Genomic DNA, 16,754 nt, shown 5'->3' with positions numbered 1-16,754 from the left:
AGCGCTGTTGAACGTAACGTCGCTGTTGCAATGCGTGTATGAATGCGCGGCGAAGCAGTTTCCGATGGCATTCACCGACCTCCGCCACGATGAAGGCTTGCAAGACGCGCCCGCCACTCAACCTTTCCGCTACGATCTGTCTGAATGATCAAAGCCACAAGAGGATGCAGGCAACGTGGACGACACTCAAGAAGTGTCGTCCACACTTGTCGTACCGCGTGGCAATCGCCCGGAAGTCCTTCAGACGGTTGATGCACCGCTCCACCACCTGCCGCCCCTGATACGCCACTCGATCGAACGCCGGTGGTCGCCCACCCTTCGAGCCTCGCTTCAGTCGAGCCTGACGTGCGTCCTGCCGCTCTGGACACACGCACTTGATGCCACGGCCTTTACTGCGAAGGAGCTGGTCGAGGCGGCCTCTGCTCGCGCGCCAACAACGTGTCCAGCCACTCATCAGGAACGGCCGGCGGCACTTCCAACGCCAAGGCTCGATCAAAGTGCAACTCGACTCGGCCTTCTTGTTCGATCCACGCCAGCGAACGCTCCAAGGACGCGCGCGTCACGGACGGCGCGGCGTCACCCGCGCGCTGCTTCCACGCGTCGCTGCGCCTCGCGAGCCGTACGGTCGCCATGCGCTGCCATTCACCGTGAAACAGCACGTACGCGCCGCCACGCCGGTCTGCGAGAACGGCACGGTACTCGCGCACATCCGAGGCGCCTTTGTCTTGATTGCACGCGCGGCACGCCAGCACGACGTTGACACCGTCGTTCACCCTCACGCCACCGAGCGCGCGTCGACCGCGCCGAGCCCACGATTGCGGCGTTTGATGCTCTTCTTCCGCGCTGCGCGGCTCGCCGACCGTGTCGAACTCCATCAATTCGCCGCAGTACCAGCAGCGTCCACCTTGCAACGTCCAACGCTGTTTGCGTTTCGTGCTCGTCTTCCATTGAATGTCAGCTACGTGTTCCTTCAGGTGGTTCTCGGCACAGGCTCGGCTGTCGAATCCTTGGCACAACCTATCGGAGTGGTTGCGTCCCCTCCCAGGGTGCAGTTCCGGCTCAATTCGCGTCCAGGTGGTGTACTGCACGCCGATGCCGTAACTTTCGAGTTCGACCATCAGCGCGTAGTACCGCTGCTCGCTCACGCCTCTCCTGACGTGTCGGCCGACGACCGAGGGGTGGGCCGAATCGACGCGTCTCTCAACGACGATGCCGGGAAGTGCGCAGTGGACGTGGTCGGGGACGAAGTGTTCATGGCGCTTGCTTCGTTTTCGCGCGTTGCAGCAACTCGTCAACACGCGAATCGAACGAGAACGACCCGTGGTCCTGGTACGTGAAACTGGCCAGCTTCGGGTGTATGGCGTTGACGAGGACATTGAACGACACGGGCATCACGACGCTCGGGACGCGCAGCGCGAAGGAGCGTTTCGACGCGGCCCACGCGTCCCCGTACGCTCGTGTGACCGTCGTGTCGGTCGGGTCGACGGTCTCGTCGGCGGTCTCGATGTCGTCGTCGTCGATGTTCGCGCTGAAGAGGCGGTACCCGCTGAGTTGCGGGTACTGACGCCAGTACCCGAGCAGTTCGAGGGCTGCGAGCGCCGGGTGTTCGCTCGTGTACGCGACGCGCACGCCGTCGCTGTTCCAGCGGGCGGGAGCGCCGCTCGGCACGAACGGGTGAGGGTTGCGTTCCAGGGCGCGTTCGTGCGCGAGTCGGTACACGATCAAAGGTACGCTCCGTCGAGCAAGGCGGCAACGACACCTTCGACTTTGCGTTGGCCGGTGCGGGTGCTCATGAGGGTGACGGGGCGTTCTCCGTCGAACGCGGGGTTGGGCGTGCTGAACCACGCGGTCGCGCCGTCCGCGCCCAGGACAGCCGCGACGTCCGCGTACACGGCGCTCATGGTGAGCGCACGATCGAGCGCGTCGGTGCGCACGGGCGTTTGGCGGCTCATCGTGCTTTCGCTGATGCCGAGCAGCGTCGCGGCTTCTTTTTTCGTCGTTCCCAGCAGGTCGGCGATACCCGCGGCGATCGTCGAGGTGGTGGCGGGCGTTTTGACGGGGCGGCCGAGCGTCAAGTCGCCGATGACATCGTGCTCATCGAGATTCGTGACGTACTTGAAAACGTCGCGACGTCGGTCCAAGCGGATGCTGGAGCGATTCCCGAGCTCGACGACCGCGACGTAGCCACGCCTGCCGGCTGGCAACTTCTTGGGCGTGGTTTTCGTGGACGGCTGCGCTTCCTTGCTTTCGGCTCGTGGTCGCTGGGCGCCAGCGGACGTGCCTTTCGAGCGTGTGGTCGGGGGCATGATTCTCCTTGCTGCAGTGTACTGCATTTTGCAAGGCCGATATCTTGCAAAATGCGTCATCTTTGCATTCGCAAAGCTATGACTTCAAAACAGTTGACACCGTCGAGCACCAAGCGAAAAGCCGTCAGGTTTGATTGACTCGAGAGTACCTAGCGTCTGACGACGAACTTCGGCTTCGGCCCGCTACGATCGCCCATCCAACGCGAGGTGCACGTGCCCTTTACGTTAGGTCATGTAGGCCAAGAGGGCGGCGAACGTCCTTGAAATGCAAAGGCTCGCGGCGACCCTGCTGTGGCTACCTACCCGGACGTGACGGAGGAAACAAGCGGGTGGTCGGGGCGAACAACGCATCGAACTCGCCTCCTTGAAAATCGACTCGCTCAAGGAAGGAACGGTCGGCTTGGAGGGCCGTGCAGATGCTGATCGTAGCGATGAGATCGTCGGCCTCAAGATCGAGAACGACGTCAGGGTTACCATGTGCTCCGCGTTGCAGGCGTGGTGTTCGCACGCCGTTGCGAATAAGTTCTTGCGCGGCATTGCTGAACGTTAGGCGGAGTGCCCGCGTTTTCACGGGTCGTGCGAGCGTATCAACCCTCTTGGTCCACATGACCTGACCGCACCTGATTCACGAGCGCGCAACCAGGGTTCGGACCTCGCCGCGACTGAAGACGTTCACCCTTCGGTCCTGCGACGCGCTGGATGCCGCGGCTCTTGGACAGCGCGTTCGGCCGCGAACAGTTCTCGCCCGCGCAAGAAGAACGGGTAATCCACGCACGCCGGGTCATCCGGGTACCACCAACGTGCCATGGCGGTCGCCGTCTCGACGTCTTGAGCGTTGGGTCGCTCCTGGCCGCTGAAGCGCAAGCCTTCAGCACGCAAGCGCTCGCGGACGCAATGCGCCGTGGCGAGGCGCCGAAACACCACCATGGTGTTCACGTCCAACGGAATCCGCAAGTCACGCGGGTGAACGTGCCTCCACACGCCCAGGTCCGGCGTCGGTCGGACCATCCACCGAAGGTACATCCACAATTTCTTGCGCGCGCTCGCCGCACCGCCAAAGGCGGGCACGTGCCGAGCGATGTCGTTCGCGCACGACTGCACGTGACCGTGCCTGGCCGCCCACGCGTTCAGGCCTCCTTGTCGACGCGTGACTTCCAGGAAGCGTGCCACATCGCGCAGCACGCGGTCCGCCCGGTTGCCTTCCAGCAGCGGCCATCGCCGCGCCTGCGCGTCCGCTTGCCACCACTGCCACACCAACGTCAACGCGTCGGCCGGAAGAGCGTGCAAGTTGAAGACGTCCTCGCCGAGGGTGGCGTGCACGTCACGCATCACGTCGCGCACCACTTCCGCCCGCACTTGCTGATTGATCGCCGCGACCATCAGCAGGTACCCGGCGCCTTCGTGCGTCTCGGGCGGCAGGGGCAAGCGGTCGGCGAACTGCAAATCGACCGTGTTGCGATGCCGCTCAACCCAGGTGTGCACGCGGCGAGCCACGTCCTCGAAACTCGCGCGGCCTTCCTCGGCGATCGTCACGCCACACCTCTCGTCAGGCTCTCAAGGCCGCTACGTTCAAAGTACGCGTTCACCATGACCGAAGGCTCCGGTGCGCGCGACACTGAACTTGCGCACGCACCTCGGTTTGCTGACGTTCAAGCCGCATCAAGTCGGCTGGCGTTCCCAGTCCAGCAGTCCCTTCCGTCCGTTTCGTTCCATACAGCTGTCATAGCACTCGAACAACGCGGCCGTCACACATTTGCGCGCACGCCCGTCGCTTCCTCGGCGTCAAACTCCAGTTTCGATCAACGAGCGAACCGCGACGTGGTGTTCCGCTGACAAGTGCGCGGTCATCGCGCGTGCCAGCAGCGCAGCGTCATTTACTGCACGGGCACGCACGACGTGCAGGTACACTGACGTGCATGCTGCATCATCAACGGTCATCCCACGATTCAAGCAGCGCTTCGTTTCTGTCACCTCGCCAAGACAACGACGTTCCACCCAGGCGTGAACTCGAAACGAGAAGTACTCAATGAGCAACTCCGTGGACAGCGCGACCTTTCGCTTGGCGAACGAACTCGAAGACCTCGCTCGGCGTTTACGGCAAGGACAATGGCGTGCGGCGTACAGCCGGATGCTGACGTCAAGCGAAGACGTCGCTGCCGCCCTGACGGCCATCAAAGGTGACCACGACGGAACTCCTAGGCTCGTCGAACCATCCCCCGGGCCTTCGCGCGATTTGTTCGTGCTCGTCGTGCAACAAGAAGCAACGGAACGCGACCACCCGAGCGCGCCCAGCAAAGACCGTTCGGCGTCGCAGCGCCTGAGCCCCGCCCAGCAACGACTCGCTGACGCTCTCGGCACCGACAAGGCAGAAACGCTGGCGTTCATGCGAGACGTGTGGCGTCTCGCACCGACCACGAAGCTGGCGGACATCACCCGCGCCGTCCAACAACATCAAACACGAGAAAACGCCCCTCCTACACCTGAACAGATTGCGGCGCGTTTACCGCGCCCACCGGAAAATCAGCCCGCTGCCTCGCCACGGCCTGCCTCGCCCGTTGCCCGCTCGATCGACGAGCCTGAGAAGAAAGTCAAGAAGGAACGCACGCACGTCAGCGTCTGGGAAATTCGCAAGTGAACGCAGTCAAGTTAGGAGTCCCATGCAGCTGAAACGAGCATTGAACACCCCGTACGGGAAAACCACAGAATTGCGGCCTGTGAACGACGTCCTCGTCAAGGTCGTCGTGCTCGGAACGTCATTTTTCACGACGTACGACGAGTTGATACAGCGCAACCAACGCGAGGCGCACGTCGTTCACGCCCTTCGTCGCGACGTGCTGGCCGGCAACGTCGATGTTGAACGCAGCCCGATCGAAGCGGCCCTCGGGTTCAAGCCGTTCCCATCGAGGCAGGCCTTGAAACAAGCGCGTGCCGCACAAAAGGAACAGGTGCGTCTGGACGTGGCGCGCGAACAAGTCGCGCGGGCTCGCCGCAAAGAAGAAGCGCGCCTTAAAGCCAATCTTGCGAAAGCAGGACACGCACCACGTGAACTTGAGGGGGACCTTCGACCGCTTCACGCTCATGGCGCCCGCAACGGTGCCTCCTCACCTGCCGAGGTGTTCCCAGGTGACACCTCGGTCGATGCGGTGCAGCTGCTCAAAGCGAACAGGGAATTACGCGCCAACGAGGACGCGGAAAAGCCCTTCTGGATGCGGTCTGAGAATGACGCCTCGCATTGAAAAGTCGGTTCCCACAAAGCGTTCCCCAAGGATTGGCGGGTGACGTCGTCACCATCATCGACGCTTCGCGCATCGACCGCCCGTGCGGCTTGACGTCGCTTACACGAACGATTCCACGGGGGCAGCTTGCTCGCAACGCGTCAAGCGCACGCGCGAGCGAAGCCACGACCTCAGCAAAGACGTCCGCGCCCCTCAGGGACGCGGACGGTCGTTCATAGAAGCGCAACTGCCGTCAGCTGAGGCTGTGCGCGTGCATGCGATCTCGAAATTCCCGCGTCATCTCCGGCAGCGCGCTCAACGAACGCAGCAGCACCGCACGGAAGGACGTCTCGTCGGGCAAGTAGGCGTCGACGACCGCGGAGACGCCGTCGTCGGACACGAAGAACCGTCCGACTTTGAAGCGGCATTGCACTTCGTTCGTCACGGTGAGCGCGCGCCGTCGTTCGTCCGCGTCATCAAGCGACCAGAAGAACGGCGCGAGCACCCGGAAGAACGACGGGTCCTCCTCGTTCACGACGACGTAGTACACGCGGCCTTCGAACTTGAAGTACACGTCGCCGTCCTCGTCGACAGTCGGGCGGAATCCTTCGTCACGCAGAAACGCGGCGATGCGTTCGGCGTGCGAAGCGAACCTTTGAACAGCTTCCAATTGCGTCATGCGACCTCCTCCAACCAAAGATCGAGCGTGCCTTCCAACGGAGCGTACTGCAAGCGGTACACGGTGAGCACCACGCCCTCAGCCACGACGAACCGCACCTCACCGAGGGTGTAGAGGCGCGCTCCACCCGGCAAGGTGTGCCGAAATCGAGCGCGGCGCGCGAGGCGTTCGAGGCGCGTTCGCGCGGCGTGGAAGCTGAGGTTGCCCGCGAAGCGCTCCACGTAGCGGGTGATGGCGTGATGCGTCACTTGGAAAGTCATCATCGGATCTCCTTTCAAACCGCGCGAACGTTCGCGCAGACGCCGTCAGCATGCCCCCCCGGCACGACAAGTAATGACGTCGCGCGCAGCACGCGCGCGACGTCATTCGGTGACGCGCGCCGCGCGTACCGTGAACGCATGACGACCGACTTCGACGTGCGGCAAGCCACCCACCCAGCCACGCCTTCGCGCATTCTCGAACAACTCGCGCAGTCCACGCGCTTCGACGTCCTCGAAGCGGTCGCGCGGCATCCCAACACGCCGCCGCTTGTCCTCGCCGAGCTCGCCAACGAAGACGACTTCACGCTGTCGCTGCTTGCCGCCGCACACCCCAGCACGCCCGCGTGGGCCGTCGCGTGGCTCATGCACGACCACACCGCCCCGCTCGTCGTGCGTGAACCCCACGTGCCGATCGGCGTCCTCGAACGCCTCGCGCGTCACGCGGACGACGGCGTCCGCCACGCCGCCCTCAAACGCCTGACCGCCGTTCACGCCGCTTGAACGCCCGCCCCGCCACGCCCCACGAGGAGTGCCTTATGACGATCGCCCCCTTGCCTTTCATTGACGACGCCCTCACCCGCAGCCCTTGGACGCGCACGCACACCTTGCCGAGCGACGCGCGCCTCGCCGCGCTCGAGCCGGCGCACGCCTTGCCCGTCTCGGACGTCACCAAACGCTACTTGACGCGCGCGTACCCGCACGGCGTGTACCGCCATCAAGCGATCGCCGCGCGGCACGCCGCCGAATTTCACAACTTCGTCGTCGCGACCGGCACCGCCAGCGGCAAGACGTTGTGCTTTCACGTGGCCGCGCTCGAGCAACTCGTCACGACGCCCGACGCGCGCGTCATCGTGCTGTACCCTCAAAAAGCCCTCGGCGTCGAACAAGAAGAACGGTGGCGCGCCATGCTCAGCGCCGCCGGCGTACCCGCGAGCGTCGGGCGCATCGACGGGCAAGTGCCCCTCGCGGAGCGCGAACGCCTCTTGAGCCGCTGCCGCGTCTTGATCCTCACGCCGGACGTGATGCACGCGTGGCTCCTCGCGAACCTCGCGAAGAAAGCGATCGCGAAGTTCGTGCGGGACACGCGCCTCATCATCACGGACGAAGTGCACACCTTCACCGGCGTGTTCGGCAGCAACGTCGCGTACCTCTTTCGCCGTTTCGAACACGCGCAGAAACTCATGACGCGCAAGCGGTTGCAAGTCGTGTGCGCGTCCGCCACCATCGCCGATCCCAAAGGGCACCTGAAGCTCTTGTTCGACCGGGACTTCGACGTGATCGGCCCCGAGCAGGACGGCTCCGAAAAGCACCCGGTGACGCTGCACCTCCTCACGCCGTCCGGGGGCGCGAAGGACCTCTTATCGAACACCGCCGCGCTCCTCGCGAGCCTCGCGCGCGCCGGGTTGAAGTTCTTGTGCTTCAGCGATTCACGCAAGCAAACCGAGAACCTCGCGTCGATCGCCGCGCGCGCCGTGCACGACGACGACGACGACGACGAAGCCGACGCGCACTTGCAAAAAGCTTGGCTGGACCGTCTGCGCGTGCTGCCGTTTCGCAGCGGGTACGAACTGCGCGACCGCAGCGAAATTCAAGATCGCCTCACGCGCGGCGACCTCGACGGCGTCATCGCCACGAGCGCCCTCGAACTCGGCCTTGACATTCCGCACCTCGACGTCGTCGTACTCGTCGGCGTGCCCACGTCCAGCACCAGCTTTCAGCAACGCGTCGGACGCGTCGGACGCCGCCAACCCGGCCACGTCCTCATCCTCGACACGGGGTCCGCCAGCGACCGCGCGCTGTTCGCCGAGCCCAGCGGCATTTTGCGCCGCCCGCCCGCGTCGAGCGCACTGTACCTCGAAAACGCGAACATCGCGTGCATTCACGCGTTGTGCCTCGCGCGCCCCGGCGGAGAGCACGACGCAGTGCTGCACGCTCTCGGTCGCGCGGACAGCGAGGACTTCGACACGAACGTGTCATGGCCTGACGGGTTCTCGGACCTCGTGCACAAGGAACGCGCGGGCACGCTGCCGCCCGCGCTGCAGAACTTCAAGACGCAAGGCGGAGAGCACCCGAACGTCGCGTTTCCGCTGCGTGACGTCGAAACGAGCTTCAAAGTGGAACTCCACCACGCGCATCAACCCACCCCGCTCGGCACGCTGTCGTATTCGCAAGTGATGCGCGAAGCGTACCCCGGCGCGGTGTATTTGTACGCGACGCGCGCGTACCGCGTCACGAAAGTCTCCCCGATCGCCCGCACCGTGCACGTCCGCCCGGAAAAGCGTTACACGACCAAACCGGCGTGTCTGCCGACCCTGGCGTACCCGAACTTCGACGCGGACGCCGTGCACCACGCTGAAGCGCGCGCGCTGCTGAGCGCCGTGGACTGCAACGTCATGATCTCCGAGCACATCGTCGGGTTCAGCGAACGCCGCGGCGCGAACGAGTTCACGTCCAGCTACCCGCTCGACGCGAGCCGCACCGGCATCTACTACCACCACCCTCGTTTCTCCCGCAACTTCTTCACGACCGGCGTGGTGCTGCACGCGCCGAGCTTGCAAGGCGACGCGCCACGCGGCCGCATCGCCGAACTGCTGCTCGAAGCGTTCGGGCTCGTCGTGCCGTTCGAATCGCGTGACATCGGCGTCACCACCGACAAGCTGCGCGTCGAACGCCCCGGCCTCAGCAAAGGCGACGCGGTGATCGTCGTGTACGACCAAACGTACGGCAGCTTGCGCCTCTCGTCGAAGCTGCTGCACGCAGGCGTGCTCGAAGAAACGCTCGCGCGCGCCGTTCACCTCGCGCGGTACGCGCTCGAAGACGCGGACGCCGCCGAGCGCGCCGCGTGGCAACGCACCCTCGACGTTCTCGCGGACCTCGCTGGGCACGCCCGCATGGCAGCCACCCCCACCCGCTGGACGGAGACGCCACGCTCGGTCGAAGGTTCGCGCGTGCGCGTCATCACGCCCGACTCGGTGGGGTTGTGCGTGCTGCACGGCAACCGTGAATTTCAAGTGCAGCACGTGTACTTCAGCCCGCGCGGCGGCCTTCAATACAAAGGGCGCCTCGCGACGGACCACGCGTGGGACACGCACGTCACCGTGGTGCCCGTCGAAGGCGTGCAGCCCATCCCGGGCCTCAGTCGCCTCGGCTGGTACGACGAAGACCTCGGGGACGTCACTGAAGACGCGTGAAACTCGACACTCGACCGCCCGGAAGCTTCAAGCGGAGGCGGTGCCGCGAGAAGCGCGCGGGCGGTCGAGCGTTCGTCATTTGTGCAAACTTTGAAAGAAGTCCTTCTTAAAATCGGCGTATGCCGCGCCTCTCTTCAGGAGTCCCCTTCCATGCCTGAACTTCGCTCGAACGCGCGTGCCGAACGGCTCGTCGCCATCATGCAATCCCTCGAAATGGCCGACCGAACCTCCAGCGAACTGCTCGACCGCTTGAACTTACCGAGCGAGAAGCTGCGCTCACTGCAACGCGACCTCGCCCTCTTATGCGACCGTGGTGACATCGAGAAGCTCGACAGCGGTCACTACCGCAGCAAACGCCGCACCCTCAAAAGCTTGAACCCGGACAATCCCGTCGAAGCGCTCGCGCTTTACTCCGCGGCGCGGCTTTTGGTGCATCACGCGAGCAGCTTTCACCCCAGCTACCTCGAAGTCCTCGAGATGATCACGCACCGTCTGCCTGAACCCGCCCGGTCGATCGCGGTGCGCGCCAACGCCGAGTACGCCAAGCGGCCGCGCAGCGGTGACGCGCGCACCCTCGACATCACCGCGCAAGCCTGGGTCGACCGCCGCGCCCTCACCTTCGAGTACGCCGCGGTCGGCAAGACGACGGCGCGCCGCGTGGAACTCGACGTGTACCACGTGGAAATCAACGCGCACAACCGCGCCGCGTACGCCATCGGCCTCGACCGCAGCAGCACGCCTCCGCAAGTGAAAGTCTTCAAAGTGGCGCGCATGCGCAATCCACACCCGACCAGTCGCACGTACGACATTCCCGACGACTTCGACGCGCTGCAGTTCTTCGCGGGCGCGTGGGGCGTCATGACCGGCGAGCCGAGGCGGGTCGACCTGCTGTTCTCCCCGAAGGTCGAGTCGCGCCTGCGCGAAGATCACTTTCCGCAGCAAGTCGAACCGCTGCAGCGGCTGTCCGACGGGCGGGTGCTGCTCAGCTTGATGATCGCGAACACCACGGAAATCAAACCGTGGTTGTTGAGTTGGGGCGCGGAAGTCGAAGTGCTGCGCCCCGCCGAGCTGCGCGAAGAAATGCGCAAGACGCTCGCGGACGCCAGCGCCTTGTACGCGCCCGCCCCGGTGGGCAGCGCGTGAACGGCCGCGTCGTCGTCACGCACGCCGCGCCGAGCGTCCTCGAGGGCGTCGCCCTTGAAACCGTGCGAAGCGCGCCGTGCCGCGTCGTCACCGTGAACGTCCCCGCCGGGCAGGCACTGCGGCGCGCGCTCGGCACGCCCATGGCGACCCTCACCATGACGCAACTCGCGCGCACCCTCCTGAGCCGCGCGGGTCGTCACGCCATGACGACCGCCGACGCGCCGCGCCTGATCGCGCGCGTTCTCGCGCACGTGCGCCTCGATTACTTCGAGCCGCTGCGCGACGAACCCGCCACCATCGAAACGCTGCGCGCCCTCGTGCAAGAATGCCTGCGCGCCAACCTCGACCCGGTCGCGCTCGCGAACGCGGCCGACACGCCACGCGAACGCGACCTCGCGCGCGTGTACGCCGCGTACCTGACGCTGCTCGACGACGAGCGCGCCTTCGACGGCGCCGTGCCCGAGTACTTCGCGGCGCGCTTCGACGCGCCCTCCGAGCGGCTGCTCGTGCACGGCTTCGGGTACCTCGACGCGGCGCAACTGCACCTCGTGAACGCCCTCGCCGCGCCGGGCAGCGTCGTCACGCTGCCGTTCGTGCCCGGCGCGTCGGCCCTCAGCGAAGCGCGCCGCACGCTGCGCACCCTCGCCGCGCACGGCTGGTCGACGCGCACGCCCGAAGGCGACCCGGGCGAACGCGTCGGAGAGCGCGTCGCGCGCGGCTTCCTCGGCGAGCCGCCCAGCGCGTGCGTCGTCGTGGAAGCGCCCACCGTCGAAGAGGAAGTGCGCGCCGCGCTGCGGCACGCGAAGGCCCTGCTCGAACGCGGCACGCCCGCGTCCGACATCGCCCTCTTGGTGCGTGACGAAGCGATGTACCTGCCCGCCCTCGCGGACGTCGCCGACGAGTACGACGTGCCGCTCCTCAGCGCCCTGCGCACCCCGCTGCGCGGCACGCACCTCGGGTCGCTGCTCAGCGCGTGGCGAAACGCGAACCTCAGCGAGTGGCGCTTCTTCGACGCGCGCCGCGTCCTCATGCACCCCTTGTGGACGCTGCCGTTCGACGCGCCCGCCCGCGCGCGCGCCTTCCGGCAAGGCACGCCGCGCGGCCTTGCGGCGTGGAGTGACGATCCGCGCCTCGACGCGCTCGTGTGGCCGTCCTTCGCGCCCGGCTGGGCGTACGCCCAAGCGATCGGCGCGGCCCTCGACGCGCTCGGCGTGACGGATCGGCAGTCGCGCGATCCGCACCTCGCCGTGCACTTGCACGCCCTGCGCGACCTCCTCGCGCCCCTCACGAACGACGACGACGAGTGGACGCTCGAACGCTTCGCGACCTTTCTGCACGAAGGCCTCGACGTCACACGCGTGCCGCTGCTGCTCGCCAAAGCGGGCGTGCGCGTCCTCAGCCCCATCAACGCCGCCGGACGGACGTTCGAGCACGTGTGGATGCTCGGCCTGGCCGACGGCGTGTACCCCGCGCGTCCCGCGTCCGAAGGCTTGCTCGACTCGTTCGCGCGCGCCCGCCTCACCGAACGCGGCGCGCCTCTGCCCGACGCGAGCACCCGCGCGGCCCTCGAGCGCGCGTTCTTCTACGTCAGCGTGTGCGCCGCGCACGGCGACGTCACCTTCAGCCGACCCCTCACCAGCGTCGACGGGCGCGCGCTGCGGCCCAGCGTCTTCCTCGCCAGCGTCGCGCCCCGCGCCGTCAACGTGCACGCCGTGGCCGGCTCGCGCTTCGAACGCGCCCGTCAAGACGCCCTCACGGGCCGCGTGTCCGACGACGTCGCGCGCGGCGCGCGCCGCGAAGAAGACCGCGAGCGAGGCCGTGACACCGTGCGCCTCGACGCGATCGACGCGGCCGCGCATCGCTGGAGCGCGTCGCAGTTGCACGCGTTCGGCGCGTGCCGCTTTCAATGGTTCACGAAAAGCGCGCTAAGGCTCGCACCGCTCGACGCGCCACGCGACGACCTCGACCCGGCCATGCAAGGCACGCTGCTGCACCGCGCGCTGCAAGAACTCATCGCCGGCGTCATCGACGGCTCCGTCGACCGCGCGCACCTCACGGAAGGCGTCGACGCGGCGTTCGACCGCGCGGAAACGACCCTCGTGCGCGCCGGCCGCTTGTCCACCGGGCCGTTGTGGCGCTTCGAACGCCGCGAACACCTCGAGCGACTGCGGCGCGTCGTCGCCGCGCCGGATTTCTTGCCGAGCGACTGGACGCCCCTCGCGGTCGAATCGCCCCTCGACGGAAGCGTGAACGTCGCATCGCACGCTTGGGCGTTCACGGGATTCGCGGATCGCGTCGACGCCACGCCGAACGGGCCGGTCGTGACAGATTACAAGCTCGGCAAGTACATCTCGCGCGTGCGCCGCACGAGCGACGCGACCGTCCTCGACCTCGAAGTGCAACTCCCGGTGTACGTGCGGCTCAGCGGCGCGACGCGCGGACGCTACTACAGCCTCAAGAACGCGCGCACCCTCGACGAAGTCGGCCCCGCCTCGACGAGCGCCGACGATTGGCCCGAGCACGCGCGCAGCGTCGACACGTTCCTCGCGAGCGTTCGCGACGACCTCGCGGCGGGCGTGTTCGACGCGCGACCGGACGACGCGCTCGGCGCGTGCAAGTACTGCGACGCGTCGCCGCTGTGCCGCTTTCAACGCTTCACCTCGACGGAGGACGAATGACCACGCCGCACCCTCCTTCCTCGTTCGACGCCACCCCTCAGCAACGCGCGGCGGTGCACGCCCTGGGCAGCGTCGCCATCGACGCGGGCGCCGGGTCCGGCAAGACCCGCGTGATGGCCGAACGCATCGTGCGTCTCCTCGACGACGGCGTGCAGCCCGGGCAGATCCTCGCGACGACCTTCACCATGCCGGCCGCCGCGGAGTTACGCGCGCGCGTCGAAACGTATGTCGCCGCGCGGGACGGCGCGCGCTGGCAAGCCGTCGCGGACGCGTTGCCGCTCGCGCAAATCGGCACGATACACGCGTTGTGCGCGCGCATCCTGCGCGAACACCCCGTGGAAGCCGGGGTGGGCGCGCGCTTCACGGTCCTCGATGAAGCCGCGTCGAACGCCTGGCCGAAAGCGCACCTGCCGCTCGCCCTCGCCACCCTCGACGACGACGCCCTCGGAAGCGTACCCGTCGGTGTCTTACGCGACGTCCTCGAGGCGCTGCTCGACGATCCCGTCGAAGCGAACCGCAGCCTCGACGCCTTCGATGAAACCGCGTGGGCGAGCGCGCGCGCGCAAGCCGTCGCGCAGGTCGTCGCGCGGCAAGCGGAACGCGACCGCGCCTGGACAACCGCCGTGCACGCCTTGGAAAGCGCCGCCGCGAACGATCCGCGAGATCGCCTGGAGCAGTACCGCGTGGCCGCACTGCAAGCCCTGCGGGGCGTGGAGCGGCGCGACGAGCAAACGCGCGCGTTGACGACCGCCTTGCAAGGCTTCCGCAGCAACCTCGGCACGGCCAGCGCGTGGAGCAAAGCCGACAAAGCGTTGATTGGCGGGGCGCTCACGCAACTGCGCGACCTATGCAAAGCGAGCGACGACGAGGACGCCGCGGACGTGTGGGCGCTCGACGCGCAGCGCGTCGTGACGCGCGCGTGGCCGGTCGTGCTGCGCGAACTCGACCGTTTGAAACGCGAGCAAGGCGTGCTGACCTTCGCGGACCTCGAACGCCTCGCGCTGCACGCGCTGCAGCACCCGCACGTTCGCGCGTACTACCACGCGCGCTGGCGGCACGTCCTCATCGACGAATTCCAAGACACCAACCCCACCCAGTGGGCGATCTTGGAGCGCGTCCTCGCGGGCGGCGCGAACGTCACGGTCGTCGGCGACGAAAAGCAAAGCATCTACGCCTTTCGCCGCGCGGACGTCACCCTCTTCCGCACGGCGCGCGAGCGTGTCGCGGCCGAGCGGGGCGTGAACGTCCACCTTGGCACGTCCTTCCGCACGCACGCTCCGCTCGTGAGCGTCACGAACGCGTTCTTCGAACGGCGCATGCCCGGCCCGGACGACACGCGACCGACCGCCGCGACGTTCACGCCGCTCACCGCGCACCGCGCCGTCAACCCGGCCGAGCCGCTCGCACCCGTCGAATTCCACGCGGTGCTCGGCAAAGGCGCGCCCGCGCGCCGCGCGGCCGAAGCGAACTTGCTCGCGGCTCGCATTCAAGCGCTCATCGCCGAGGAACGCCTCGTGCACGGCCCGGCCGGCGCGCGCCCCGTGCGGTTCGGCGACATCGCCGTGCTGTTCCGATCTCGCACGGACCTCGCGGTGTACGAAGCGGCGTTGTTCCGCGCGGGCATTCCGTACGTCGTGAACGGCGGACGCGGCCTCTTGTATCGCCCGGAAGTGCGTGACGCGCGCACGCTCCTCGCGTGGCTGGCGCAGCCCGCGGATGATTTGCTGCTCGCGAGTTTGCTGCGCAGTCCGTACGGCCGCGTGGACGACGCGGACCTCGCGCGCCTCGCGCGCGCGCGCACCCCCGAGGAGACGTTGTGGCAAACGCTCGCGCGCCAAGAGACGCTCGGCGCGCGCCTCACCGTCGCGCGCGAGTTGCTGCGTTCGTTGCTCGACGCGTGCGCGTTTCTGCGACCGTCACGCTTGCTGGCCCTCGCGGACGAACGCAGCGGCTGCAGCGTCCTCATGGCCGCGACGAGCGACGGTGAGCGACGCCTCGCGAACCTCGCGCGCTTCACGGGCCTCGTGCGCGCTTGGCAAAGCGAAGGCGGCATCGACCTTGGCGCGGTGAACGACCGCTTGCGGCAACTCGAAGTGCTCGACGTGCCGCTCGCCGAAGCGACCCTCGCGGACGAGGACGCTGTGACACTCACGACCATTCACGGCGCCAAAGGACTCGAGTACCCGGTGGTGTTCGTGCCGGACTTGCTGCGCGGCAAGAACAACAACACACCGAGCGTTCTGCACGACGCGAGCGTCGGCGTCGCCGTGAGGGTGCCCGGCGTGCCGAGCGCGAAGCAACCGAGCGCGTACCAAGCGCTGCTCGAAGCGCGGCAAGAACGTGAACGCAGCGAAGACGAACGCGTGTGGTACGTAGCGTTCACCCGCGCCGCCGACCTGCTCGTCCTCAGCGCGACCGGCGAAGCGAGCGGTGGTGGCGCCGCGAGCCTCGCCGCGCTCGCCGGGGACTTCCCCGATGAGCACGTCGCGCGCTTCTCGTACGCCGCTGAAAGCGTTCCGACGCCCGAACCACGCCGCTTCATGCGGGACGTGACGACGGGTCGCTTGGTGTTGCCGCACGCGGCGCCCCTGCCGGAGTCGCTGCCCGTCACGTCCTTGAGCGTGTACCTCACGTGCCCGCTGGCGTTCAAACGGCAGTACCTGCTGGGGCACGCGCGCCTCGCGACGTTGTGGCGCGCGAACGACCCGGACGAAGCGCGCGCGAACGTCGGCGGGGCCATCATCGGGTCGGCCGTGCACCGCGCGATCGAACTCGCGTGGACGCCCGCCGAGATGGAACGGCACCTCGCGTACCTACCCGACCGGGCACGCGAGGAAGTCGCGCGGCTCGTGAGCGCCCTCAGTGGCGACGCGTACCGCGAGTTGCGCGGCCTTGAGGCGCAGCGGGAACTGAACGTCTCCCCGGTCCTCGCGGGCGTGCGGTTCGAAGGGGTGATCGACGCGCTGTACGACGGTTGGGTGGTGGATTACAAGACGGACAAGGAGGCCGCGCCGCACCATCACCTGCCGCAACTCGCGGTGTACGCCGCGCACGTCGGCGCGAACCGCGCGAGCCTCGCGTACCTGCGGCACGACCGCCTGCACGACTTCACCGAGGACGAGTTGCGCTGGGGCTTGCAGCTCGCTGAAGGGGCGGCGCGCCGCATGTTTGAGGGGGACTTCGAGGCGACGCCGTCCGTGGACACGTGCCGTTGGTGCGCGTACCGCGGCAGCTGCCCGAGTCGATACATCGAAGAGATTTGATGTCTTTCGCCCCTGATAC

General features: G+C 67.0%; 13 protein-coding genes and 1 pseudogene. 7 read left to right on the top strand and 7 right to left on the bottom strand.

The genetic code is table 11. From position 1 onward, the window contains the following. Positions 1-148: 148 nt before the first annotated feature. The 5 genes and pseudogenes from DES52_RS15860 to DES52_RS15835 form a co-directional block, all read right to left on the bottom strand. A pseudogene (locus DES52_RS15860) lies at positions 149-391 on the bottom strand (IS5-like element ISDge16 family transposase); the annotation flags it as partial. After that, the gene (locus tag DES52_RS23515; RefSeq protein ID WP_170131095.1) at positions 390-1,145 is read right to left on the bottom strand and encodes an HNH endonuclease domain-containing protein; all 756 of its coding nucleotides are present in this window, start codon (positions 1,143-1,145) and stop codon (positions 390-392) included. The gene DES52_RS23515 and the pseudogene DES52_RS15860, both read right to left, overlap by 2 nt. A gap of 106 nt (positions 1,146-1,251) precedes the next feature. Next, positions 1,252-1,719 carry an RES family NAD+ phosphorylase gene (locus DES52_RS15850; RefSeq protein WP_110887838.1) on the bottom strand — a complete coding sequence of 156 codons (468 nt, stop codon included), beginning with the start codon at positions 1,717-1,719 and terminating at the stop codon, positions 1,252-1,254. A gap of 2 nt (positions 1,720-1,721) precedes the next feature. Beyond that, entirely contained in the window at positions 1,722-2,306 is a 585-nt protein-coding gene (locus DES52_RS15845) for an antitoxin Xre/MbcA/ParS toxin-binding domain-containing protein (RefSeq protein ID WP_170131094.1), read from the bottom strand. Between the two features lie 672 nt (positions 2,307-2,978). Continuing rightward, positions 2,979-3,839: a DUF2400 family protein gene (locus tag DES52_RS15835; protein WP_110887807.1), complete on the bottom strand. Its 861-nt coding sequence runs from the start codon at positions 3,837-3,839 to the stop codon at positions 2,979-2,981. Between the two features lie 493 nt (positions 3,840-4,332). Here DES52_RS15835 and DES52_RS15830 point away from each other — a divergent pair, with 493 nt between their 5' ends. Both DES52_RS15830 and DES52_RS22610 read left to right on the top strand, forming a co-directional pair. After that, positions 4,333-4,941: a hypothetical protein gene (locus tag DES52_RS15830; protein ID WP_110887806.1), complete on the top strand. Its 609-nt coding sequence runs from the start codon at positions 4,333-4,335 to the stop codon at positions 4,939-4,941. 22 nt (positions 4,942-4,963) lie between these two features. Then, a complete protein-coding gene (locus DES52_RS22610) occupies positions 4,964-5,542 on the top strand; it encodes a hypothetical protein (RefSeq protein ID WP_146237325.1) in 579 nt (192 codons plus the stop codon). Positions 5,543-5,774: 232 nt separating this feature from the next. Here the strand turns inward: DES52_RS22610 and DES52_RS15820 are convergent, their stop codons facing one another. Next, the gene (locus DES52_RS15820) at positions 5,775-6,200 is read right to left on the bottom strand and encodes a T3SS (YopN, CesT) and YbjN peptide-binding chaperone 1 (RefSeq protein WP_110887804.1); all 426 of its coding nucleotides are present in this window, start codon (positions 6,198-6,200) and stop codon (positions 5,775-5,777) included. Beyond that, complete coding sequence (locus DES52_RS15815; RefSeq protein WP_110887803.1) at positions 6,197-6,463, bottom strand: hypothetical protein; 267 nt, start codon at positions 6,461-6,463, stop codon at positions 6,197-6,199. The genes DES52_RS15820 and DES52_RS15815 overlap by 4 nt, the downstream gene beginning before the upstream one ends. A gap of 135 nt (positions 6,464-6,598) precedes the next feature. Between DES52_RS15815 and DES52_RS15810 the strand changes: the two genes are divergently transcribed. The 5 genes from DES52_RS15810 (at position 6,599) to DES52_RS15790 (ending at position 16,735) form a co-directional block, all read left to right on the top strand. Beyond that, positions 6,599-6,961 carry a hypothetical protein gene (locus DES52_RS15810; protein ID WP_110887802.1) on the top strand — a complete coding sequence of 121 codons (363 nt, stop codon included), beginning with the start codon at positions 6,599-6,601 and terminating at the stop codon, positions 6,959-6,961. A gap of 35 nt (positions 6,962-6,996) precedes the next feature. Continuing rightward, positions 6,997-9,651: a DEAD/DEAH box helicase gene (locus DES52_RS15805; RefSeq protein WP_110887801.1), complete on the top strand. Its 2,655-nt coding sequence runs from the start codon at positions 6,997-6,999 to the stop codon at positions 9,649-9,651. 150 nt (positions 9,652-9,801) lie between these two features. After that, positions 9,802-10,794, top strand: coding sequence for a helix-turn-helix transcriptional regulator (locus DES52_RS15800; protein WP_110887800.1), 993 nt, complete (start codon positions 9,802-9,804; stop codon positions 10,792-10,794). Continuing rightward, positions 10,791-13,472 carry a PD-(D/E)XK nuclease family protein gene (locus DES52_RS15795; protein WP_110887799.1) on the top strand — a complete coding sequence of 894 codons (2,682 nt, stop codon included), beginning with the start codon at positions 10,791-10,793 and terminating at the stop codon, positions 13,470-13,472. The genes DES52_RS15800 and DES52_RS15795 overlap by 4 nt, the downstream gene beginning before the upstream one ends. After that, complete coding sequence (locus DES52_RS15790; protein WP_110887798.1) at positions 13,469-16,735, top strand: UvrD-helicase domain-containing protein; 3,267 nt, start codon at positions 13,469-13,471, stop codon at positions 16,733-16,735. Before DES52_RS15795 ends, DES52_RS15790 begins: the two co-directional genes overlap by 4 nt. Positions 16,736-16,754: the final 19 nt, after the last annotated feature.

The sequence above is a fragment of the Deinococcus yavapaiensis KR-236 genome, assembly GCF_003217515.1.
Classification (GTDB): domain Bacteria; phylum Deinococcota; class Deinococci; order Deinococcales; family Deinococcaceae; genus Deinococcus_A; species Deinococcus_A yavapaiensis.
This window is presented reverse-complemented; position numbering and strand designations above follow the sequence as displayed.